Origin of the sequence: Kluyvera sp. CHPC 1.2972 (genome assembly GCF_036759925.1) — a bacterium.
Classification (GTDB): Bacteria; Pseudomonadota; Gammaproteobacteria; order Enterobacterales; family Enterobacteriaceae; genus Kluyvera.
Genome location: NZ_JAPKIB010000004.1, coordinates 88,695 through 110,712, shown reverse-complemented (window position 1 = coordinate 110,712; position 22,018 = coordinate 88,695). Strand labels below are relative to the sequence as shown.

The following is a 22,018-nucleotide window of genomic DNA, read 5'->3' as shown; positions in this document are numbered from 1 at the left end:
GGTAGCTCGGTGCCAAACCCGGCGTCGCATGCGCTCGGCCGGGCTACACGAATATGTGCTTAATCTACAAATGCTGATACGGGGAGGTTAAAGCGTTTTGCCAGCGCGCGCATATGATCGAGCGTCAGGGCCCGCTCTCCATTCAGTATTCGGCTGACTAACGATCTTTGACCTATTTCATGCTCAAAATCTGACTGCTTTAGTCCATGCTGGTCCATCAACACACGCAGTAGCGCTACGCCGTTACATCCGGTTGCAATACGTGTATTAAATGCAGCAAACTCTACGGCACTATCTTCATAGGCCGCTATTTTGCTGGCCAGCATATCAACAAGAGGGCTATCGGGCTCGTTCTCCAACAGATACTCAATCAGCTCCAGCGCCTCTTCATAATCTTTACGAGATGTACTCCCACCCAACAGTGGCACAATGCTGGCGAGATCGTTGGCCGCTTTGATCGCTTCGCTGAAAATCATTCTCTATGCTCCCGATAATATTTTGTTAATCGGTCATACTCCGGATGTGTGGTGATATGTTTAATAAACACCTTTCCCCGTTCGAAATCGGCAAAAAACATCATTCTCAATGTGTTACCGCTAATATCAATAACCCACCATTTATCCCGGTACTTCATACGATCCAGGCTGCTAAAATACTGCCCGAGTTCATCCGGAGTAGCGGCGTTCGCTCGTTTTAAAACCCGATATGTATCATCCAGTGCGGTGGTCTCGTTTGGGTATTTCCTCACCGCCTCATCAAATGGCGCCCTTGATATGACATGCACGACATAACCTCCATGTTTCCATATTGGAACATTTTAGCAAGCTACCATTTTGTTGACAATACGGAAACAATATCCATATCCAGACAGCGCGCTCGCCTTCTCTTCCGTTTAAGGAAACTCCCCATCAGGTATTCCGTCCTCGCCGACTCCTCATTAGAATGGCTCCATCACACAGCGGCGATGGAGGGCAGATGAAAATTCTGGTGGTGGAAGACGAGGTCAAAACGGGCGAATACCTGGCAAAGGGGCTGACGGAAGCGGGCTTTGTGGTGGATCACACCGACAACGGCCTCAACGGTTATCACCTGGCGATGACCGCCGATTACGACCTGATTGTGCTGGATATTATGCTGCCTGACGTCAACGGCTGGGATATTGTGCGCATGCTGCGTGCGGCCAACAAAGGAATGCCGATCCTGCTGCTCACCGCGCTCGGCACCATTGAGCATCGGGTGAAAGGGCTGGAACTGGGCGCCGATGATTATCTGGTGAAACCCTTCGCTTTTGCCGAACTGCTGGCGCGCGTCAGAACGCTATTGCGCCGTGGAGCGGCAGTGATCGTTGAGAGCCAGTTGCAGGTTGCCGATCTCACGCTCGACAGAGTCTCCCGCAAGGTGACCCGCGGCGATACGCGCATCACCTTGACCAGCAAAGAGTTTACGCTGCTGGAGTTCTTCCTGCGCCATCAGGGCGAGGTGCTGCCGCGTTCACTGATCGCCTCCCAGGTCTGGGATATGAATTTCGACAGCGATACCAACGCCATCGACGTCGCCATCAAGCGCCTGCGCGCCAAAATTGATAACGACTTTACCCCGAAGCTGATTCAGACCGTTCGCGGCGTAGGCTACGTACTTGAGGTTCGCGATGAAGGTTAACGCGCGCCGCCGCCCGTTCTCGCTTGCCACCCGCCTGACCTTTTTTATCAGCCTGGCGACCATTCTCGCGTTTGCCGCCTTTACCGGAATGATGCTGCATTCGGTGGAAAAACACTTCGCCGAGCAGGATGTGAATGACCTCAAGCAGGTGAACGCGACGCTAAATGCGCAGCTCACCGCGCCAGATGCCTCAGAGGCCGAGAAGCTCGCCAATATCCAGAGCGCGCTGGCGGGCTATCGCAATATCGTCGTGCTATTGCGCAGCGAAAACAACCCGCTGCTGTATCGCTCCCCCAGCGGACCAGATCTGTCGCCGATCTTTGCCTCTCCCCAGTTTTCCCAGGCGTTGAAATCCCAGCGCATGTTCCGCTGGGTCGGCAGCAGTATGCCGCCGATGGAGGGGCACGACGCCAGCGCCATGCCGACGGCGACCTACCGGGTTATCGCCTCAACGATCCAGAGCGATACCCAGCGCTATACGCTGCTGACCGCGCTATCGATAGACTTCCATCTGCACTATCTCAAAGAGCTCAAGCGCAACCTGATGATGATCGCCGCCGTCATCAGCCTGTTTATCGTGGTGATCGTGCTGATCGCGGTACGTAAAGGCCACCAGCCGCTGCGTGACGTCAGCCTGGAGATCAAAAATATCACCTCGGAAAATCTCGACATGCGGCTGGATCCCACCCGCGTGCCGATCGAGCTGGAGCAGCTGGTTATCTCGTTTAATCAGATGATCGGCCGGATCGAGGATGTGTTCCGACGCCAGGCCAACTTCTCCGCCGATATCGCCCACGAGATGCGCACGCCAATCACCAATCTGGTCACCCAGACCGAGATAGCGCTCAGCCATCCCCGGACGGTCAAAGAGCTGGAAGATGTGCTTTACTCCAGCCTTGAGGAGTACAACCGGATGGCGAAAATGGTCAGCGATATGCTGTTTCTGGCACAGGCGGATGAGAACCTGCTGGTGCCGGAGAGCGTACCACTGGATCTGCAGACGGAAACCATGAAGGTGTTTGAGTTCTTTGAAGCCTGGGCGGAAGAGCGCGACGTGGCGCTGCGCTTTGTCGGGCAACCGTCGCTGGTGATGGGCGATCCGCTGATGATCCGCCGGGTCATTAACAATCTGCTCTCCAACGCCATCCGCTACACCCCGCGCGGGATGTCGGTCACCGTCCAGGTGAGCGCGCATGACGATAGGGTCGTCTACAGCGTGGAAAATCCAGGTACGCCGATTGCCGAGGAGCATTTGCCGCGCCTGTTCGATCGCTTCTACCGGGTCGATCCTTCACGGCAGCGGAAAGGGGAAAACAGCGGAATTGGGCTGGCCATCGTGAAGTCGATCGTCCGGGCGCATCACGGAAAGATTAGCGTGACGTCAGATACCGTCGCCACGCGCTTTATCATTGAATTACCGACGCTTAAGGCTTAGTCGCGCAGCCAGTGCAGCTTCTTGCCGAAGCCGAGCGTGTTGTCGGTGAACTTCAGTTCATCGAGGCGTAGTTCCCACACCGGCGCGGAGAGCATCCGGGCAACGGGGAAACGTTTGACGTAGAGCGCGCGTTTTTCATCGGCTTCGTCACCGCTCAGCAGGCGAATTTCGCCTTTGAACTGCACGCCACGAATCAATGCCACGGTCTTTGGCTGACCATTGATCGTCCCGGCGACCGGCGCCTGTTGTCCCGTCATCTGGCCATGGCGCGTGGTCTCTTCGCTGAGCAGATAAAAGGCGACGCGCTGCGCGTCGTAAACGTAGAACGCGTTCGCGCACCAAAGCTCGCCTTCCTTTGCGACGCACCAGCTGACAACATGCTGTTTTGCCAGCCACTTACTAATGGCAGTGAGGGTTTCCATCCGTTCTCTCCGTTATGCTATGGTGCGTTCACCCACACTGACAGGTTGCCACACGTGCATTGGTTTCTTTATCTCGTCCGTACCGAGGACGACAAATTGTACACCGGTATCACCACCGATGTTGAACGACGGTTCCACCAGCATCAAAGCGGTAAAGGGGCGAAAGCGCTGCGCGGCAAAGGTGAGCTACGGCTGGCGTTTTCCGGTGAGGTTGGCGAGCACTCGCTGGCGCTGCGCCTGGAGTACCGCATTAAGCAGCTAACGAAGCGCCAGAAAGAGCGCCTCGTCGCAGGTGACGGTTCATTCGAAACGTTACTGGGCAGTCTTAAACACGATTGAAGTGGTCGGAATACTCCACCAGCCCGTGAACGCCGTTCAGCGCATCGTCCGCCAGACCGTGAACCATAAACGCCTCTTCGGTGCCAGGCCAGCGACAGCGCAGGTCATACTGTGCCGCGCGCTCAAAGCCAAAACGACCGTAGAGTTCAGGTTCACCCAGCGTCACTACCGCCGCGTAGCCAAATTCATTGAGCGAATCCAGCCCTTCATAGACCAGCTGACGCGCCAGCCCCTGACCACGGTAGGCTTCGTCTACCGCCAGCGGTGCCAGACCCACCCACTGTAACTCTTCGCCTTCAATGCTGACCGGGCTAAACGCGACGTAGCCGACAACGTGGCCTTCATCGTCCGTTGCCACCAGCCCCAGCGTAATCAGACCGTCTTCGCGCAGCTCGCGGACCAGATTGGCTTCGCCGTCACGGTTGAAGGTACGGCGCAGCAGCGCGTCGATACCTGGAGCATCAATTCCAATTTCTACTCGAATCAGCATGGCTCACCTACCGATGTATGTTTAGTTTCTGATGGTGATTTTAGGCCAGCCTCTACGAAATCAGCCAGCTGCATCAGCATCATGCGCAGCGCTTTCGGCATCTGCTCAAGCTCAATGGCATCCATCAGGTTTTTGACATAGAGACCCAGCTCCGTATCCCCTTCAATCACCAGGCGGCGCTGGAAGAAGAGCGTATCCGGGTCCTGTTTGCGCGCGGCGATCATTAACAGATCGCTCGCCTCAGCGCTAAAGCTCACGTCCGCCTGAGCGGCGTCGCTGACGATTAAGCGCCCGTTCTCAACGGAGGTAAACCAGGTGAGGCCAATATCACGCACCTCAATACTCAGCCAGCGGCCGTCAAGAAAATCCAGTTCACCGTCATCCAGCGCCTGGCGGAACTGCCAGCTTAACACCTGCTGAAGGACCTGCCGTTTAAGCGCAAACGGCGTGAATTTCACCGGAACGCTCATCAGAGTCGGTGCAACATGGACCAGACGTGAACGCAGTTTATCCAACACAAGCTTTACTCCCTGAATGCAATAGTTCCGTTATTTTGCCATATCAGTTAAACGACATAGCGGCGTAAATCAACAATTATGTCGTGAGGTAGGCGGATTATTGGCGCCATCAATACGCTTTTGTCTGCCTCAAATCAAAAATGCGTCGCGATAGGTTAACTAAAATCTCCATTCATTAACAATAATGCGCCCTGCTGGGCCTAACTCAGGAATAATTATGGAGTTGCTCTGCCCTGCCGGAAACCTCCCGGCGCTAAAGGCGGCTATCGAAAACGGAGCCGATGCGGTGTACATCGGGCTGAAGGACGATACCAACGCCCGCCATTTCGCCGGTCTTAATTTTACCGAAAAGAAACTGCAGGAAGCCGTTAACTTCGTGCATCAGCATCGCCGTAAGCTGCACATCGCGATTAACACCTTTGCCCACCCGGACGGCTACGTCCGCTGGCAGCGCGCCGTCGATATGGCCGCGCAGCTGGGCGCCGATGCGCTGATCCTCGCCGACCTCGCCATGCTTGAGTATGCCGCAGAGCGCTATCCGCATATTGAGCGCCATGTCTCCGTTCAGGCATCAGCGACCAACGAAGAGGCGATTAATTTCTATCATCGCAACTTTGACGTGGCCCGCGTGGTGCTGCCGCGCGTACTGTCTATTCACCAGGTGAAGCAGCTCGCTCGCGTTACACCGGTGCCGCTGGAGGTATTCGCCTTTGGCAGCCTGTGCATCATGGCCGAAGGTCGCTGCTATCTCTCATCTTACCTGACCGGTGAGTCGCCGAATACCGTTGGCGCGTGTTCACCCGCACGCTACGTGCGCTGGCAGCAAACCCCGCAGGGGCTGGAGTCTCGCCTTAACGAAGTGCTGATCGACCGCTATCAGGATGGCGAAAACGCGGGCTACCCGACGCTGTGCAAAGGCCGCTATCTGGTCGATGGCGAGCGCTATCACGCGCTGGAAGAGCCAACCAGCCTCAACACCCTGGAGCTGCTGCCGGAGCTGCTGGCCGCCAATATCGCCTCGGTGAAAATCGAAGGCCGCCAGCGTAGTCCGGCGTACGTCAGCCAGGTGGCGAAGGTGTGGCGTCAGGCGATTGACCGCTGCATGGCTGACCCGCAGAACTTCGTCCCGCAGGCCGCGTGGATGGAGACGCTTGGCTCGATGTCAGAAGGCACCCAGACCACCCTCGGGGCCTATCACCGTAAATGGCAGTAGGAACAGCAATGAAATATTCATTAGGACCGGTGCTTTACTACTGGTCAAAAGAGACGCTGGAAGATTTTTACCAGCAGGCCGCTAACAGCAGCGCCGATACCATCTACCTCGGTGAAGCAGTGTGCAGCAAACGTCGCGCCACCAAAGTGGGCGACTGGCTGGACATGGCGAAATCTCTCGCCGGTAGCGGCAAACAGGTCGTGCTCTCTACGTTGGCGCTGGTTCAGGCATCATCCGAGCTGGGCGAGCTTAAGCGCTACGTGGAAAACGGTGATTTTCTGGTTGAAGCCAGCGACCTTGGGGTGGTGAATCTGTGCGCCGATCGCAAGCTGCCGTTCGTCGCCGGCCACGCGCTGAACTGCTACAACGCCGTGACCCTGCGCCTGCTACAAAAGCAGGGCATGGTGCGCTGGTGCATGCCGGTTGAGCTGTCCCGCGACTGGCTGGTGAACCTGCTCAATCAGTGTGAAGAGCTGGGCATCCGCGATAAGTTTGAAGTGGAAGTGCTGAGCTACGGCCATCTGCCGCTGGCCTACTCCGCCCGCTGCTTTACCGCACGCTCGGAAGATAAGCCAAAGGATGAGTGCGAGACCTGCTGCATCAAGTACCCGAACGGGCGCAGCATGTTGTCGCAGGAAAATCAGCAGGTGTTCGTGCTGAACGGCATTCAGACCATGAGCGGCTACGTTTATAACCTCGGCAACGAACTGACGTCGATGCACGGATTGGTCGATATGGTACGTCTGTCGCCGATGGGCAATGAGACTTTCGCCATGCTCGACGCCTTCCGCGCTAACGAAAACGGCGCTGCCCCGCTACCGCTGACCGCCAATAGCGACTGTAACGGTTACTGGAAGCGTCTGGCCGGGCTGGAGCTGCAGGCCTAAACATCCCCGGCGTCGCTGCGCTCGGCCGGGCTACCGTTCGTCTGTAGGCCTGATAAGCGCAGCGCCATCAGGCATTTTCTGACCAGTATCCGCTGTATAAAGCTCACTTTGTTAACAACATTCACTATTCTTTAATGCAGTATGAAAAGATTAGCAGCTAGCAAAGTGAGCCTTTATGACTGACAAAACCGTTGCATTCTCGGTGCTCGATCTCGCGCCGATCCCTCAGGGCTCCTCCGCACGAGAAGCCTTCTCCCATTCGCTCGATCTGGCACAGCTCGCTGAAAAGCGTGGCTACCACCGCTATTGGCTGGCAGAACACCACAATATGGTGGGTATCGCCAGTGCAGCAACCTCGGTGCTGATTGGCTACCTCGCCGCCCACACCACCACGCTGCATCTGGGTTCCGGTGGCGTGATGCTGCCTAACCACTCACCGCTGGTGATTGCCGAGCAGTTCGGTACGCTCAACACGCTCTATCCTGGCCGCATCGATCTTGGGCTTGGCCGTGCACCGGGCAGCGATCAGCCAACGATGCGCGCGCTGCGCCGTCATATGAGCGGGGATATCGATAACTTCCCGCGCGACGTCGCGGAGCTGGTGGACTGGTTTGATGCGGTCGACCCTGACCCGCAGGTACGCCCGGTACCGGGCTACGGTGAGAAGATCCCAGTGTGGCTGCTCGGTTCCAGCCTTTATGGCGCGCAGCTTGCCGCGCAGCTCGGCCTGCCGTTTGCTTTCGCCTCACACTTCGCCCCGGACATGCTATTCCAGGCGCTGCATCTCTATCGCACCAACTTCAAGCCGTCGGCGCGGCTGGAAAAACCGTATGCGATGGTGTGCATCAATATCATCGCTGCCGACAGCAACCGCGATGCCGAATTCCTCTTTACCTCCATGCAGCAGGCGTTCACGAAGCTGCGTCGTGGAGAGACCGGGCAACTACCACCGCCGATTCAGCAGATGGAGCACTTCTGGACGCCATCGGAGAAATACGGCGTTGACCAGGCGCTACGGATGTCGCTGGTGGGTGATAAGGCGAAAGTGCGCCACGGTCTGGAGTCAATTCTGCGGGAAACACAGGCGGATGAGATTATGGTTAACGGCCAGATTTTCGATCATCAGGCGCGGCTGCATTCGTTTGGGTTGGCGATGGATGTGAAGCAGGAATTGTTGGGATAGCCCGGAATCAACAGGTAGCCCGGCCGAGCGAAGCGACGCCGGGGGAAAACCCCGGAGTCGGCGTAAACGCCTCGTCCGGGCTACGACAAGTATTGGATTGTTGACCTACTGATAAACCGGCAGCAGATTAAAGCTCGACAGCACGTGCACTAACGCGTTCCCCACACCAAAGACCAGAATCAACGCAATCATCGGCTTACCACCCCAGACGCGGAATTTCGGGCTACCGAAGCGCTTGCGGGATTTGCGTGCCAGCAGCGCCGGGACAATCGCCGCCCAGATGGTCGCCGCCAGCCCTGCATAGCCAATGGCATACAGGAAACCGTTCGGCCACAGCAGGCCACCGATAATCGGCGGCAGGAAGCTCAGCAGCGCAGTTTTGAAACGGCCCAGCGCAGAGTCATCAAATTTGAACAAATCCGCCAGATAGTCAAACAGACCCAGCGTCACGCCAAGGAACGAACTCGCCACCGCAAAGTTCGAGAACACCACCAGCAACAGATCCAGGCTACGGCTATTGAGCACGCCACTCAGCGCCTGTACCAGCACATCAATGTTACCGCCCTTCTGCGCAATGCCGATAAACTCCGGACGTGGGATGTTGCCCATCGTCCCCAGCAACCACACGGTATAGAGCACCAGCGCCAGCAGCGTGCCGTACACCAGGCACTTCGCGATGGTCTTAGGATCTTTGCCGTAATACTTCATCAGGCTCGGTACGTTACCGTGATAGCCAAACGAGGCCAGACAGAACGGCAGCGTCATCAGCAGGTAAGGCGTATAGCTGGCGTGAGACTCAGCCACGTTAAACAGCGTGGCGGGCGTGACGTGGCCCATCAGGCTACCGAAGGTCAGGAAGAAGGTAATCACCTTGGCGCCCAGCACAATAGCGGTCATGCGGCTCACCGCTTTGGTGCTCAACCACACCACGAACGCCACCAGCAGCGCAAAGCCAAAGCCTGCGGCCCGAGGCGGGACGTTCAGCGACATCTCAGCGAAGGTGTGATGCAGAATCGAGCCGCTCGCCGAGATATAGGCGTAGGTCAGAATGTAGAGCACGAAAGCAATGGAGATGCCGTTCACCACGTTCCAGCCCCTGCCCAGCAGATCTTTGGTAATGGTATCGAAGCTCGAACCAATACGGTAGTTGAGGTTCGCTTCGAGGATCATCAACCCTGAGTGCAGCATGCAGAACCAGGTAAACACCAGCGCCGCCATCGACCAGAAGAACCACGCCCCAGACATGACCACCGGCAGAGAGAACATTCCCGCACCAATGATGGTGCCGCCGATGATCACCACGCCGCCAAGCAGCGAAGGTGACGTTTGGGTGGTGGTTAGTGTCGCCATACAGCCTTTTCTCCAGTGTATTATTTTGCTACTGCATTTTAATGTGTCGCACTGTACCAGTACACGAGTACAAATGGAATAAAAAAAGCCCCAATCATGACGATCGGGGCTGTATATATTACTTTACGCTTTTAAACCGTGAGGCTTATGCGTCACCGCCGAAACGACGACGACCAGTAGAGTCATCACGACGTGGAGCAGCGCCTGCATCATCACGGCGCGGCGCACGGTTACCACCGTCACGACGCTCACCGCTGAAACGACGACCATCACCACGGCCGCCTTCACGACGCTCGCCGCCGAAACCACGACCTTCGCCACGACCGCCTTCACGACGTTCACCACCGAAGCTACGACCGCCTTCACGACGTTCGCCGCCGAAGCTACGACCGCTGCGCTCTGGACGAGGCTGCGCGTCGCCGATCAGCTGCATGTTCATCGGTTTGTTCAGGATACGAGTGCGAGTAAAGTGCTGCAGTACTTCGCCCGGCATGCCTTTTGGCAGTTCGATAGTAGAGTGGGTACCGAACAGCTTGATGTTACCGATGTAACGGCTGCTGATGTCGCCTTCGTTCGCGATAGCGCCAACGATGTGACGAACTTCAACGCCGTCATCACGACCCACTTCAATGCGGTACAGTTCCATATCGCCAACGTCACGACGTTCGCGCTTAGGACGATCTTCACCACCGCGTTCTGCACGGTCGCCACGTGGGCCACGGTCATTGCGGTCGTTACGGTCACGACGTTCGAAACGATCGTCACGGTCACGGAACTCACGCTTAGGACGCATTGGCGCATCTGGTGGAACGATCAGAGAACGTTCGCCCTGTGCCATTTTCAGCAGCGCAGCGGCCAGCGTTTCAACGTCCAGCTCTTCGCCTTCAGCCGTCGGCTGGATTTGCGCCAGCAGTGCACGGTACTGATCCAGATCGCTGCTTTCCAGCTGCTGCTGTACTTTCGCGGCGAATTTTTCCAGACGGCGTTTGCCCAGCAGATCTGCGTTTGGCAGCTCAACTTCTGGAATGGTCAGCTTCATAGTACGTTCGATGTTGCGCAGCAGACGACGCTCGCGGTTCTCAACGAACAGCAGCGCACGGCCAGCACGACCCGCACGACCGGTACGACCGATACGGTGAACGTAAGACTCGGAGTCCATTGGGATGTCGTAGTTAACAACCAGGCTGATACGCTCAACGTCCAGACCACGTGCCGCAACGTCGGTTGCGATCAGGATATCCAGACGACCGTCTTTCAGACGATCCAGAGTCTGCTCACGCAGAGACTGGTTCATGTCACCGTTCAGCGCGGCGCTGTTGTAGCCGCTACGTTCCAGGGCTTCAGCCACTTCCAGGGTCGCGTTTTTGGTACGAACGAAGATAATCGCCGCATCAAAATCTTCCGCTTCCAGGAAACGTACCAGCGCTTCGTTTTTGCGCATGCCGTACACAGACCAGTAGCTCTGGCTGATGTCCGGGCGGGTCGTTACGCTGGACTGAATGCGTACTTCCTGTGGATCTTTCATAAAGCGACGGGTAATACGACGGATAGCTTCCGGCATGGTTGCAGAGAACAGAGCGGTCTGATGACCTTCTGGAATCTGAGCCATGATGGTTTCAACGTCTTCGATAAAGCCCATACGCAGCATTTCATCAGCTTCGTCAAGTACCAGACCGCTCAGTTTAGAGAGATCCAGGGTACCGCGCTTCAGGTGGTCAAGCAGACGACCTGGAGTACCGACGACAATCTGTGGCCCTTGACGCAGGGCGCGTAACTGCACGTCATAACGCTGGCCGCCGTACAGGGCAACCACGTTTACGCCGCGCATATGTTTAGAGAACTCAGTCATTGCTTCAGCCACCTGAACCGCCAGTTCGCGGGTCGGGGCCAGCACCAGGATTTGAGGTGCTTTCAGCTCAGGATCAAGATTGTTCAGCAGTGGCAGGGAAAACGCTGCGGTTTTACCACTACCTGTCTGGGCCATACCCAGAACGTCACGACCGCCCAGCAGGTGCGGAATGCACTCAGCCTGGATCGGAGATGGTTTTTCGTAACCCAGATCGGTAAGGGCTTCAAGGATAGGAGCCTTCAGGCCCAGATCTGCAAAAGTGGTTTCGAATTCAGCCATGTAGTACAAGTGCCTCGATATTAATGGCGGCCAGTCTACATAACTCATCATGAAATTGATCTGCAATTTTCATTGAAAAGTGTGAACCGGCTCAAAGTAGGTGTATTAACGAACAACAACGCCCTCACCCGCGAAGGTGATGGCAATCAAAAAAGATTACGGGCTGATGTAGTCGTCAGCTATTGCTGGTCCGATTCTGCCAGGTCATCTTGGTCCTGGCCCAGGAGCGATAATTCCAACAATGCGTATCGGTGCTCAACGTAGTTGTGTACGTTGTTGGCAACCGCCAGTTTGAACAGTGCCGTAGCGCTGTTCTTGTCCCCAAGACTTAGGTAATACTTACCTAAATAGAAGTTGGTTTCACTGAGATGCTCAGCGAGCGAGGTGTTATCCGTTGCGTCCGCCTTCAGGCGTTCCATTAACGTTTTCTCGTCAATGTTGCCTAAGTAGAACTCGACAATGTTCCATCCCCACTGTTCTTTATCCGATTTGTCGAAGCGTTGCTTCAACGCCTCTTTCGCCTGCTTCTCATCGAGCTTCTGCTCAGCGAGATAAAGCCACAGACTGCGGAAAGGATCATTGGGATCGTCTTGATAAAACGCCAGCAGATCATCTTGCGCTAACTTCGCACGGCCACCGTAATAAAGCGCGATGCCGCGGTTCAAGTGCGCATAATTGTAAGTTGGATCAAGCTCAAGTACAGAATCAAACGCTTCATAGGCAGCATCAAAATTGCCTGCCTGCGTTAAATAAATGCCTAAGTAGTTGAATACTTCAGGCATATCAGGTCGGATTGCCAGCGCTTGCGAGAAATCGTTACGCGCTAATGCCCTCAGACCGAGACTATCATACAACACTCCGCGCTCATATAAAAGCTGTGCGCGTTCGTCATCGGTTAAAGCCCGACTGGCAAGAATTTGTTCCATGCGTGCCAGGATCACTTCCTGCTGTAAAGTCGGTTGCAATGGCACTGCGAGGACTTCACTCTTACGCCAGGCAGAGGTGCTGCATCCTGCCAGGGTGAGTGCTGTCGCAACGAAACACCAGCGCAAAAAAGGCTTCATTTCCCACTCCCGAAGACAACAATTGGATGAACGTCCTGTCCCCCGCCTGCAAACAAGGCATCCGGCCAGCTAAATGTGCCCTCCGCAAACGCGGAGGGCAAAGGCAAACCTTACTCGCCCTGCTCTGCTGCCGGAGCTGGTGCTGCGGCGGCTGGCTGAGACTGCTCGGTTGCTTCTTTAATGCTCAGACGGATACGGCCCTGACGGTCAACTTCCAGAACCTTAACCGGTACTTCCTGATTCATCTGCAGGTAGTCAGTCACTTTCTCAACACGCTTGTCAGCGATCTGAGAGATGTGTACCAGACCTTCTTTACCGCCGCCGATGGCAACGAATGCGCCAAAGTCAACGATACGGGTCACTTTACCGTTGTAGATACGACCTACTTCGATTTCTGCAGTGATCTCTTCGATACGACGGATAGCGAATTTCGCTTTTTCACCGTCGGTCGCAGCGATCTTCACGGTACCGTCATCTTCGATTTCGATGGTGGTGCCGGTTTCTTCGGTCAGGGCACGGATAACAGAGCCGCCTTTACCGATAACGTCTTTGATCTTGTCTGGATTGATCTTAATGGTGTGGATACGTGGAGCGAACTGAGAAATATCGCCACGTGGCGCGTTAATCGCCTGTTCCATCACGCCCAGGATGTGCAGACGTGCACCTTTAGCCTGGTTCAGAGCAACCTGCATGATCTCTTTGGTGATACCTTCAATTTTGATATCCATCTGCAGCGCAGAGATACCGTCGCGGGAACCCGCAACTTTGAAGTCCATATCGCCCAGGTGGTCTTCGTCGCCCAGGATGTCAGACAGAACAACAAAGTTGTCGCCTTCTTTCACCAGACCCATCGCGATACCCGCAACGGCAGCTTTGATAGGCACGCCTGCGTCCATCAGCGCCAGGGAAGCACCACATACGGAAGCCATGGAAGAAGAACCGTTAGATTCGGTGATTTCAGAAACCACACGAACGGTGTACGGGAACTTGTCCAGCTCTGGCATCACTGCCAGCACGCCGCGTTTCGCCAGGCGGCCGTGACCAATCTCACGGCGCTTAGGAGAACCGACCATACCGGTTTCGCCTACGCAGTACGGAGGGAAGTTGTAGTGGAACAGGAAGTTGTCAGTACGCTCGCCCATCAGCTCGTCGAGGTTCTGTGCGTCACGGGTGGTGCCCAGGGTCGCAGTAACCAGCGCCTGAGTTTCGCCACGGGTGAACAGCGCGGAACCGTGAGTACGTGGCAGAACGCCAGTACGTACGTCCAGACCACGGATCATGTCTTTTTCACGGCCATCGATACGCGGCTCGCCTGCCAGTACGCGGCTACGAACAACGTTTTTCTCGATAGCGTGCAGGATTTCACCCAGTTCGTTAGCGTCCAGGGTTTCATCTTCTGCAACCAGTTGAGCGATGGTTTCAGATTTGATCACGTCAACCTGAGCATAACGCTCTTGTTTGTCGGTGATGCGGTAAGCGTCGCTCAGGCGAGATTCTGCCAGCGCAGCAACGCGCGCATTCAGCGCTTCGTTGACGGCTTCTGGCTGCCAATCCCAACGTGGTTTGCCCGCTTCTTTAACCAGCTCGTTGATTTCTTTGATAACAACCTGCTGTTGCTCGTGACCGAACACAACGGCACCCAGCATCTGGTCTTCGCTCAGCAGTTCAGCTTCGGATTCAACCATCAGTACGGCAGCTTCGGTACCGGCAACAACCAGATCCAGCTTGCTCTCTTTCAGTTCGTCCTGAGTTGGGTTCAGTACGTACTGGTCGTTGATGTAACCCACGCGAGCAGAACCGATTGGACCGTTGAACGGAATACCGGACAGGGACAGGGCAGCAGATGCGCCAATCATCGCAACGATGTCTGGGTTAATCTGTGGGTTAACGGAAACTACGGTCGCGATAACCTGAACTTCGTTAACGAAGCCTTCTGGGAACAGCGGGCGAACCGGGCGGTCAATCAGACGCGCAATCAGGGTTTCGCCTTCGCTTGGACGGCCTTCACGACGGAAGAAGCTACCAGGGATACGACCAGCAGCGTAAGTACGCTCCTGATAGTTAACGGTCAGCGGGAAGAAATCCTGGCCTGGCTTGGTTTTTTTCTGGCCGACAACGGTAACGAATACCGCGGTGTCGTCCATGCTAACCATCACAGCAGCAGTCGCCTGACGCGCCATCATGCCGGTTTCCAGCGTGACAGTGTGTTGGCCGTACTGGAACTTACGAACGATCGGATTAAGCAAAATTCTATCCTTTCTTATTAAATGGCGGCACACCCTCTGGCGTACCGACCGATGAAACCGATCTTCTTTGCATCCTCGCGACTAATGACAACCCTAACCCGATGCGGGTAAAGCCTCTCATTAGCCGCGCGAACCTCTGCAACGAAGAATATGCACAACAACAATACATTATACCCGTTATCTTTCAAAATACTGCTGTGTCGGTAATTTCAGCTCAATTTTGTCTAAACGAGACGTAGACAGGGAGGATTTACCGGGACGCAGACAGCGTTTTTACGGGCACTAAAATTCTTTTAAATTGCCGTCGCCTGGTGGAAAAAAGGGGCCATAAAGGCCCCTCTTTCTGAAACTCGCTAGAATTAGCGACGCAGACCCAGACGCTCGATCAGCGCGGTGTAGCGTGCAACATCTTTACGTTTCAGGTAGTCGAGCAGTTTACGACGCTGAGAAACCATGCGCAGCAGACCACGACGGCTGTGGTGATCTTTTTTGTGCTCTGCAAAGTGACCCTGCAGGTGGTTGATCTGTGCAGTCAGCAGTGCAACCTGAACTTCGGTAGAACCACTGTCGTTCGCGCCACGACCGAACTCAGAAACGATTTGTGCTTTAGCTTCAACGCTTAGAGACATTTTGAACTCCAAATTTAAAAGAAAGAAAGGGTGCCGATCTCTAATTCAGCAACCCCTGATATAACGCTTGCCGATTGTTAAACAATTAAGCAGGCGTTAAGCCGCGACATTCTACTCGCAGCGCTCTGTTATCGCAAGCCACACAATCTGGCTTACTCGGTGTATTCGACCACCAGGCGGCGTGGTGCCACACGGCCTTCATCGTCGATTTCACCCATGCCGAGGAATTTGCCCTCTTCACCTTCCGTCACGCGAACCAGACCTTCCAGCGGCGCACCTGACGTCCGCACCGGGTTACCATTTTTAAAGTAGACCGATGAGGTTAAAGGGAGATTGACTATCGGGTAGTCTGAAGCCGGACTGTCCATTGGCATTAATAGCGGATCGAGCAGTTCCGCTGCCGGAACGCCCTGCTGCTCGGCCTGTTCGACCAGCGCATACAACTGTTCCAACGTCACCATACGGTCGACCGGGTATTTGCTGACCGCCAGACGACGCAGGAAAATCACGTGCGCGCCGCAGCCGAGCTTTTCACCCAGATCGTCGATAATGGTTCGAATATAGGTGCCTTTTGAGCAGTGAATTTCCAGCTCCAGCTCGTTGCCTTCGTGACGAATAAACAGCAGCTCATAGACGGTAATCGGACGCGCTTCACGCGGTACGTCAATGCCTTGACGCGCATATTCGTACAACTTCTTGCCCTGATACTTCAGCGCCGAATACATGGATGGCACCTGTTGGGTGTCTCCACGGAAGCTCTCCAGCGCTTCAGCCAGCTGCGCATCGCTGAAGGCCACCGGACGTTCTTCCACAATTTGTCCGTCGGCGTCCGAGGTATCGGTGCGCTGGCCCAGGCGGGCAATCACACGATAACGCTTGTCGGAATCCAGCAGGTACTGGGAAAATTTGGTGGCTTCACCGAGGCAAATCGGCAGCATACCGGTAGCCAGCGGGTCCAGCGCGCCGGTATGCCCGGCACGGTTGGCGTTATAAATACGCTTTACCTTCTGCAGCACATCGTTGCTGGACGCACCCTGCGGTTTGTCCAGCAACAATACGCCGTGAATATCACGGCCGCGACGACGAGGACGACTCATCAGTCCTCCTTGCTGTCGTCCGCAGGATTCACACGACGTTCGTCGTCATGTTTCACCACGCTGGTCACCAGGTTGGACATACGCATACCTTCAACCAGTGAGTTGTCGTAGAAGAAGGTCAATTCTGGCACGATACGCAGACGCATCGCTTTGCCCAGCAGGGAACGGATGAAGCCAGATGCTTCCTGTAACGCTTTGATGCCAGCTTTGATAGCCGCTTCATCTTTGTCGTTCAGGAAGGTCACAAACACTTTGGCATAGGCCAGGTCACGAGACATTTCAACACCAGAAACGGTGGTCATCATGCCCAGACGAGGATCTTTAATTTCGCGCTGCAGGATGATTGCGATCTCTTTTTGCATCTCCTGGGCCACGCGCTGCGGGCGACCAAATTCTTTCGCCATAATAAATTCTCCAGACAAAAAAGGGGCCTATCAGCCCCTTTTGAAATAATTGCCGGGTTGCGCGAGGCGATCCCGGCCTACAATCGACAATCTTAACGAAGATTAAGCGATGGTACGTTGGATCTCGATGATTTCGAACACTTCGATCATATCGCCAACGCGAACGTCGTTGTAGTTCTTAACGCCGATACCACATTCCATGCCGTTACGGACTTCGTTAACGTCATCTTTGAAGCGGCGCAGGGATTCCAGCTCGCCTTCATAGATAACCACGTTGTCGCGCAGAACGCGGATTGGGTTGTGACGCTTGATGGTACCTTCGGTAACCATACAGCCCGCGATCGCACCGAATTTCGGTGATTTGAACACGTCACGAACTTCAGCCAGACCAATGATCTGCTGTTTCAGTTCTGGGGACAGCATGCCGCTCATTGCCGCTTTCACTTCGTCGATCAGGTTATAGATGACGGAGTAGTAGCGCAGATCCAGGCTTTCTGACTCAATAACTTTACGCGCAGAGGCATCAGCACGTACGTTGAAGCCAACCAGGATAGCATTGGATGCTGCAGCCAGGGTTGCGTCGGTTTCGGTGATACCACCTACGCCAGAACCGATGATCTTCACTTTCACTTCGTCGGTAGACAGTTTCAGCAAGGAGTCGGAGATCGCTTCCACAGAACCCTGTACGTCGGCCTTCAGTACGATGTTCACTTCGTGAACTTCGCCTTCGGTCATGTTGGCGAACATGTTCTCGAGTTTAGATTTCTGCTGACGAGCCAGTTTAACTTCACGGAATTTACCCTGACGATACAGAGCAACTTCACGCGCTTTCTTCTCGTCACGAACGACGGTCACTTCGTCACCGGCAGCCGGAACACCGGACAGACCCAGGATTTCCACTGGAATGGATGGACCCGCTTCCAGCACTTCCTGACCCAGTTCGTTACGCATCGCACGAACGCGACCGTATTCGAAGCCGCACAGCACGATATCGCCCTTGTTCAGGGTACCTTCACGAACCAGGACGGTAGCGACTGGGCCACGACCTTTATCCAGGAAGGATTCGATAACCGCACCGCTTGCCATACCTTTACGAACCGCTTTCAGCTCCAGAACTTCAGCCTGCAGCAGGATAGCGTTCAGCAGGTCATCGATACCGGTACCTGCTTTTGCAGATACTGGGATGAACTGCGATTCGCCGCCCCACTCTTCCGGCATAACGCCGTACTGAGACAGTTCGTTCTTCACGCGGTCCATATCAGCTTCTGGCTTATCGATTTTGTTCACAGCAACAACCAGAGGCACCTGCGCCGCTTTCGCGTGCTGGATTGCTTCGATGGTCTGCGGCATCACGCCGTCGTCTGCTGCAACAACCAGAACAACGATATCCGTTGCCTGAGCACCACGAGCACGCATGGAGGTAAACGCAGCGTGACCCGGGGTATCCAGGAAGGTGATCATCCCGTTTTCAGTTTCAACGTGATATGCACCGATGTGCTGGGTAATGCCGCCCGCTTCGCCAGAGGCCACTTTCGTAGAACGAATGTAGTCCAGCAGAGAGGTTTTACCGTGGTCAACGTGACCCATGATGGTCACAACTGGTGCGCGCGGTTCAGCCGCTGCACCGGTGTCACGGTCGCTCATTACCGCTTCTTCCAGCTCGTTTTCACGACGCAGGATAACTTTGTGGCCCATCTCTTCGGCAACCAGCTGTGCGGTTTCCTGGTCGATGACCTGGTTGATGGTGGCCATGGCGCCCAGCTTCATCATCGCTTTGATGACCTGAGAGCCTTTCACCGCCATCTTGTTAGCCAGATCGCCAACGGTGATGGTTTCGCCAATCACAACGTCACGGTTAACGGCCTGAACCGGCTTCTGGAAGCCCTGCTGCAGTGCGGAACCTTTACGCTTGCCACCTTTACCACCGCGACCAGCAGCACGTGCTTCTTCGCGATCGGCTTTAGATTCAGCGTGTTTGTTGCCTTTCTTCTGAGGACGAGCTGCTTTCGCCGCAGTGCGGGTACGGCCACGGCCACCTTCAACTTCGCGGTCATTTTCGTCTTCAGCCTGTCGAGCGTGCTGAGAGGTAGTGACGTGATAATCGCTAGCATCTTCAATCGGTTCAGCGGTATTCACACCATTCTTCTCGTTTTCTTCTGCCATACGGCGAGCTTCTTCCGCTACGCGGCGCGCTTCTTCTTCAAGCTTGCGACGTGCTTCTTCTTCCGCTTTGCGCTTCAGCTCGGCAGCTTCATTTTCACGGCGGGCTTTTTCGGCCTGGGCAGTTTTGGTCATATCGTCGGTCTGTTGATTGCTCACTTTGTCTTTTTCCGCAGCTTCACGTTTCGCTTTATCAGCGGCTTCACGATTAGCTTTTTCTGCGGCCTCACGTTCAGCTTTTTGTTGCGCCTCGCGTTTAGCTGCTTCTTCAGCTTCACGACGGGCTTGCTCTTCCGCTTCACGCTGCGCCTGCTCTTCCGCGGCCAGGCGTTCAGCCTCTTGCGGATCGCGTTTCACAAAGGTGCGTGTCTTGCGGACTTCGATTTGTACCGATTTGCTTTTTCCACCGGTACCTGGAATGTTGAGAGTACTGCGCGTTTTGCGCTGCAAAGTCAACTTATCTGGAGCAGAACCATTTTCACGGTTCAGATGCGCCAGTAAGGTTTGCTTCTCTTGTGCGGACACAGAGTCATCAGCGCCCTTCGGGATGCCCGCATCAGCAAATTGCTGTACCAGGCGATCCACGGAGGTCTGTATTTCTGCAGCCAGCGTTTTTACGGTTACATCTGTCATACTGTTCCTTCCTGCTACAGTTTATTACGCTTCGTCACCGAACCAGCAGATATTACGGGCAGCCATAATCAGCTCACCGGCTTTCTCGTCGGTTAAGCCTTCGATATCCACCAGATCATCAATACCTTGTTCGGCGAGATCTTCCAGCGTACAAACACCACGGGCAGCCAGTTTGAAGGCCATCTCACGATCTAATCCTTCCAGATTCAGCAGATCGTCAGCCGGTTTATTATCACCGAGGCTCTCTTCCTGGGCCAGTGCCAGAGTGGTCAGTGCGTTTTTAGCACGCTCGCGCAGTGCTTCAACGGTATCTTCATCCAGGCCATCAATAGCCAGCAGTTCTTTCATTGGCACGTAGGCCAGTTCTTCCAGCGTGGAGAAGCCTTCTTCAACCAGCACGGTAGCGAAATCTTCATCAATATCGAGATATTTAGTGAAGGTATCGATAGCCGCGTGTGCTTCAGCCTGGTGCTTCGCCTGCAGGTCATCAACGGTCATGACGTTGAGTTCCCAGCCGCTCAGCTGAGACGCCAGACGGACGTTCTGACCGTTACGGCCAATCGCCTGCGCCAGGTTACCCGCTTCAACCGCGATATCCATGGTGTGCTTGTCTTCGTCAACCACAATGGATGCAACGTCAGCCGGAGCCATCGCGTTGATCACGAACTGCGCCGGGTTGTCGTCCCACAGCACGATATCGATACGTTCGCCGCCCAGCTCGGTAGAGACCGCCTGAACACGCGCGCCGCGCATACCAACGCAAGCACCGACTGGGTCGATACGTTTGTCGTTAGTCTTCACAGCGATTTTGGCACGAGAACCCGGGTCGCGAGCAGCGGCTTTGATTTCGATAACTTCTTCGCCGATTTCTGGCACTTCAATGCGGAACAGTTCGATCAGCATTTCTGGCTTAGAACGGGTGACGAAGAGCTGCGCGCCGCGCGCTTCCGGACGTACGGAGTACAGAACGCCGCGAATACGGTCACCTGGACGGAAGTTTTCACGCGGCAGCATGTCTTCACGCAGGATAACCGCCTCAGCGTTGCTACCGAGGTCCAGAGAGATGTTGTCGCGGTTAACTTTCTTCACCACGCCGGTGATGATCTCACCTTCATGCTCACGGAACTGGTCAACAACCATTGCGCGTTCAGCTTCACGTACTTTCTGTACGATAACCTGTTTTGCCGTCTGGGTCGTGATACGGTCGAAGGTGACAGATTCGATCTGATCTTCAACGTATTCGCCCACGTTCAGGCTTTCGTCTTCGAAGCGTGCCGCTTCGAGGGTGATTTCTTTAGTCGGTTGGGTCACTTCTTCGACAATAACCCAACGACGGAAGGTGTCGAAATCACCGCTACGGCGGTCAATTTCAACGCGAACGTCGATCTCTTGTTCGTATTTTTTCTTCGTTGCTGTAGCCAGCGCACTTTCCAGCGCTTCAAAAATTTTCTCGCGTGGCAGTGATTTTTCGTTGGAAACGGCTTCAACAACGGCCAAAATTTCTTTGTTCATCGCGGGCTTTTCACCTCAATCCAGACTGTTAAAAGTGGGGAACCAGGTTCGCCTTCTGGATGTTACTCAGCGCGAACACTTCATCTTTACCGTCGACTGTCACGGTGATCATCTCACCGTCTACCGCTTTAATAACGCCCTGCCACTTACGACGGTTCTGAACCGCCATACGCAGGACCAGCGCAACCTCTTCACCCATGAAACGCACATAGTGTTCAGCAGTGAACATAGGACGGTCGAGGCCCGGAGAGGAAACTTCCAGGTTGTAAGCCACAGTAATAGGATCTTCAACGTCCATCACCGCGCTTACCTGGTGGCTCACATCAGCACAATCATCAACATTGATGCCATCTTCACTATCAATATAGATGCGCAGTGTGGATGTGCGACCGCGAATAAATTCGATGCCGACCAGTTCGTAGCCTAAGGCTTCAACCGGCGCTGTAATCATCTCTGTTAATTTTTGCTCTAATGTGGACAAACCCACCCCCAAGACATAAAAAAAGGGCCTAAAGCCCAGTTATTCTGTAGTCAGATAACAAAAAACCCCGATAAATCGGGGCTTTAGATAACTGAACCCTATAGCCGCAACTGCGGCCTGGAGAACCTTCCGAAAGAATTTTTTTTCAAATCCAGCTACGAAGGCCTA

Annotated in this window: 22 protein-coding genes; 6 read left to right on the top strand and 16 right to left on the bottom strand. The window is 54.8% G+C overall.

Features of this window, described 5'->3' with window-relative positions; genetic code table 11:
- Window positions 1-59 precede the first annotated feature (59 nt).
- The gene (locus tag V6944_RS08820) at window positions 60-476 is read right to left on the bottom strand and encodes a helix-turn-helix domain-containing protein (RefSeq protein WP_333498683.1); all 417 of its coding nucleotides are present in this window, start codon (window positions 474-476) and stop codon (window positions 60-62) included.
- Window positions 473-784, bottom strand: coding sequence for a type II toxin-antitoxin system HigB family toxin (locus tag V6944_RS08815; RefSeq protein ID WP_333498682.1), 312 nt, complete (start codon window positions 782-784; stop codon window positions 473-475). The genes V6944_RS08820 and V6944_RS08815 overlap by 4 nt, the downstream gene beginning before the upstream one ends.
- Window positions 785-975: 191 nt before the next feature.
- Here V6944_RS08815 and V6944_RS08810 point away from each other — a divergent pair, with 191 nt between their 5' ends.
- Both V6944_RS08810 and V6944_RS08805 read left to right on the top strand, forming a co-directional pair.
- Window positions 976-1,659: a copper/silver response regulator transcription factor gene (locus V6944_RS08810; protein ID WP_185667834.1), complete on the top strand. Its 684-nt coding sequence runs from the start codon at window positions 976-978 to the stop codon at window positions 1,657-1,659.
- Entirely contained in the window at window positions 1,649-3,094 is a 1,446-nt protein-coding gene (locus V6944_RS08805; RefSeq protein ID WP_333498681.1) for a Cu(+)/Ag(+) sensor histidine kinase, read from the top strand. The genes V6944_RS08810 and V6944_RS08805 overlap by 11 nt, the downstream gene beginning before the upstream one ends.
- Here the strand turns inward: V6944_RS08805 and V6944_RS08800 are convergent.
- Window positions 3,091-3,516 carry a YhbP family protein gene (locus tag V6944_RS08800; RefSeq protein WP_185667832.1) on the bottom strand — a complete coding sequence of 142 codons (426 nt, stop codon included), beginning with the start codon at window positions 3,514-3,516 and terminating at the stop codon, window positions 3,091-3,093. The two genes, V6944_RS08805 and V6944_RS08800, sit on opposite strands and share 4 nt — an antisense overlap.
- Window positions 3,517-3,570: 54 nt before the next feature.
- On the opposite strand from V6944_RS08800, the gene V6944_RS08795 reads away from it, so the two are divergent.
- A complete protein-coding gene (locus V6944_RS08795; protein ID WP_333498680.1) occupies window positions 3,571-3,855 on the top strand; it encodes a GIY-YIG nuclease family protein in 285 nt (94 codons plus the stop codon).
- Here the strand turns inward: V6944_RS08795 and V6944_RS08790 are convergent.
- The gene (locus V6944_RS08790) at window positions 3,842-4,345 is read right to left on the bottom strand and encodes a GNAT family N-acetyltransferase (RefSeq protein ID WP_333496243.1); all 504 of its coding nucleotides are present in this window, start codon (window positions 4,343-4,345) and stop codon (window positions 3,842-3,844) included. The two genes, V6944_RS08795 and V6944_RS08790, sit on opposite strands and share 14 nt — an antisense overlap.
- Window positions 4,339-4,863 carry a ubiquinone anaerobic biosynthesis accessory factor UbiT gene (ubiT, locus tag V6944_RS08785; RefSeq protein WP_333496244.1) on the bottom strand — a complete coding sequence of 175 codons (525 nt, stop codon included), beginning with the start codon at window positions 4,861-4,863 and terminating at the stop codon, window positions 4,339-4,341. The genes V6944_RS08790 and ubiT overlap by 7 nt, the downstream gene beginning before the upstream one ends.
- 217 nt (window positions 4,864-5,080) lie before the next feature.
- On the opposite strand from ubiT, the gene ubiU reads away from it, so the two are divergent.
- The 3 genes from ubiU to V6944_RS08770 all read left to right on the top strand — a co-directional run bounded on the left by ubiU (window position 5,081) and on the right by V6944_RS08770 (window position 8,146).
- Complete coding sequence (gene ubiU, locus V6944_RS08780) at window positions 5,081-6,076, top strand: ubiquinone anaerobic biosynthesis protein UbiU (protein ID WP_220440893.1); 996 nt, start codon at window positions 5,081-5,083, stop codon at window positions 6,074-6,076.
- Window positions 6,077-6,084: 8 nt separating this feature from the next.
- Entirely contained in the window at window positions 6,085-6,963 is an 879-nt protein-coding gene (locus V6944_RS08775) for a U32 family peptidase (RefSeq protein ID WP_333498679.1), read from the top strand.
- Window positions 6,964-7,138: 175 nt separating this feature from the next.
- Window positions 7,139-8,146: a luciferase-like monooxygenase gene (locus tag V6944_RS08770; RefSeq protein WP_333498678.1), complete on the top strand. Its 1,008-nt coding sequence runs from the start codon at window positions 7,139-7,141 to the stop codon at window positions 8,144-8,146.
- Window positions 8,147-8,251: 105 nt separating this feature from the next.
- On the opposite strand, the gene mtr is transcribed toward V6944_RS08770, so the two are convergent.
- From mtr to rimP, 11 genes are all read right to left on the bottom strand, one after another.
- The gene (mtr, locus tag V6944_RS08765; protein ID WP_333498677.1) at window positions 8,252-9,496 is read right to left on the bottom strand and encodes a tryptophan permease; all 1,245 of its coding nucleotides are present in this window, start codon (window positions 9,494-9,496) and stop codon (window positions 8,252-8,254) included.
- A gap of 145 nt (window positions 9,497-9,641) precedes the next feature.
- A complete protein-coding gene (locus tag V6944_RS08760; RefSeq protein ID WP_333498676.1) occupies window positions 9,642-11,624 on the bottom strand; it encodes a DEAD/DEAH family ATP-dependent RNA helicase in 1,983 nt (660 codons plus the stop codon).
- Window positions 11,617-11,697 (bottom strand): protein YrbN, encoded by an 81-nt coding sequence (gene yrbN / locus V6944_RS08755; protein WP_100249910.1) that lies wholly within the window; start codon window positions 11,695-11,697, stop codon window positions 11,617-11,619. The genes V6944_RS08760 and yrbN overlap by 8 nt, the downstream gene beginning before the upstream one ends.
- Before the next feature lie 106 nt (window positions 11,698-11,803).
- Window positions 11,804-12,688 (bottom strand): lipoprotein NlpI, encoded by an 885-nt coding sequence (gene nlpI, locus V6944_RS08750; protein WP_333498675.1) that lies wholly within the window; start codon window positions 12,686-12,688, stop codon window positions 11,804-11,806.
- A 110-nt stretch (window positions 12,689-12,798) separates the two neighbouring features.
- Window positions 12,799-14,934: a polyribonucleotide nucleotidyltransferase gene (pnp, locus tag V6944_RS08745; RefSeq protein WP_333498674.1), complete on the bottom strand. Its 2,136-nt coding sequence runs from the start codon at window positions 14,932-14,934 to the stop codon at window positions 12,799-12,801.
- A gap of 359 nt (window positions 14,935-15,293) precedes the next feature.
- Window positions 15,294-15,563, bottom strand: a complete 270-nt coding sequence (gene rpsO / locus V6944_RS08740; protein ID WP_035891092.1) for a 30S ribosomal protein S15 — start codon at window positions 15,561-15,563, stop codon at window positions 15,294-15,296.
- A gap of 152 nt (window positions 15,564-15,715) precedes the next feature.
- Window positions 15,716-16,660, bottom strand: coding sequence for a tRNA pseudouridine(55) synthase TruB (gene truB / locus V6944_RS08735; RefSeq protein WP_333498673.1), 945 nt, complete (start codon window positions 16,658-16,660; stop codon window positions 15,716-15,718).
- Complete coding sequence (rbfA, locus tag V6944_RS08730; protein ID WP_035891095.1) at window positions 16,660-17,064, bottom strand: 30S ribosome-binding factor RbfA; 405 nt, start codon at window positions 17,062-17,064, stop codon at window positions 16,660-16,662. The genes truB and rbfA overlap by 1 nt, the downstream gene beginning before the upstream one ends.
- A 102-nt stretch (window positions 17,065-17,166) precedes the next feature.
- Window positions 17,167-19,857, bottom strand: coding sequence for a translation initiation factor IF-2 (gene infB, locus V6944_RS08725; protein ID WP_220440891.1), 2,691 nt, complete (start codon window positions 19,855-19,857; stop codon window positions 17,167-17,169).
- A 24-nt stretch (window positions 19,858-19,881) separates the two neighbouring features.
- Window positions 19,882-21,369, bottom strand: a complete 1,488-nt coding sequence (gene nusA, locus V6944_RS08720; RefSeq protein ID WP_123651655.1) for a transcription termination factor NusA — start codon at window positions 21,367-21,369, stop codon at window positions 19,882-19,884.
- Window positions 21,370-21,397: 28 nt separating this feature from the next.
- Window positions 21,398-21,850 carry a ribosome maturation factor RimP gene (gene rimP, locus V6944_RS08715; RefSeq protein ID WP_333498672.1) on the bottom strand — a complete coding sequence of 151 codons (453 nt, stop codon included), beginning with the start codon at window positions 21,848-21,850 and terminating at the stop codon, window positions 21,398-21,400.
- Window positions 21,851-22,018: the final 168 nt, after the last annotated feature.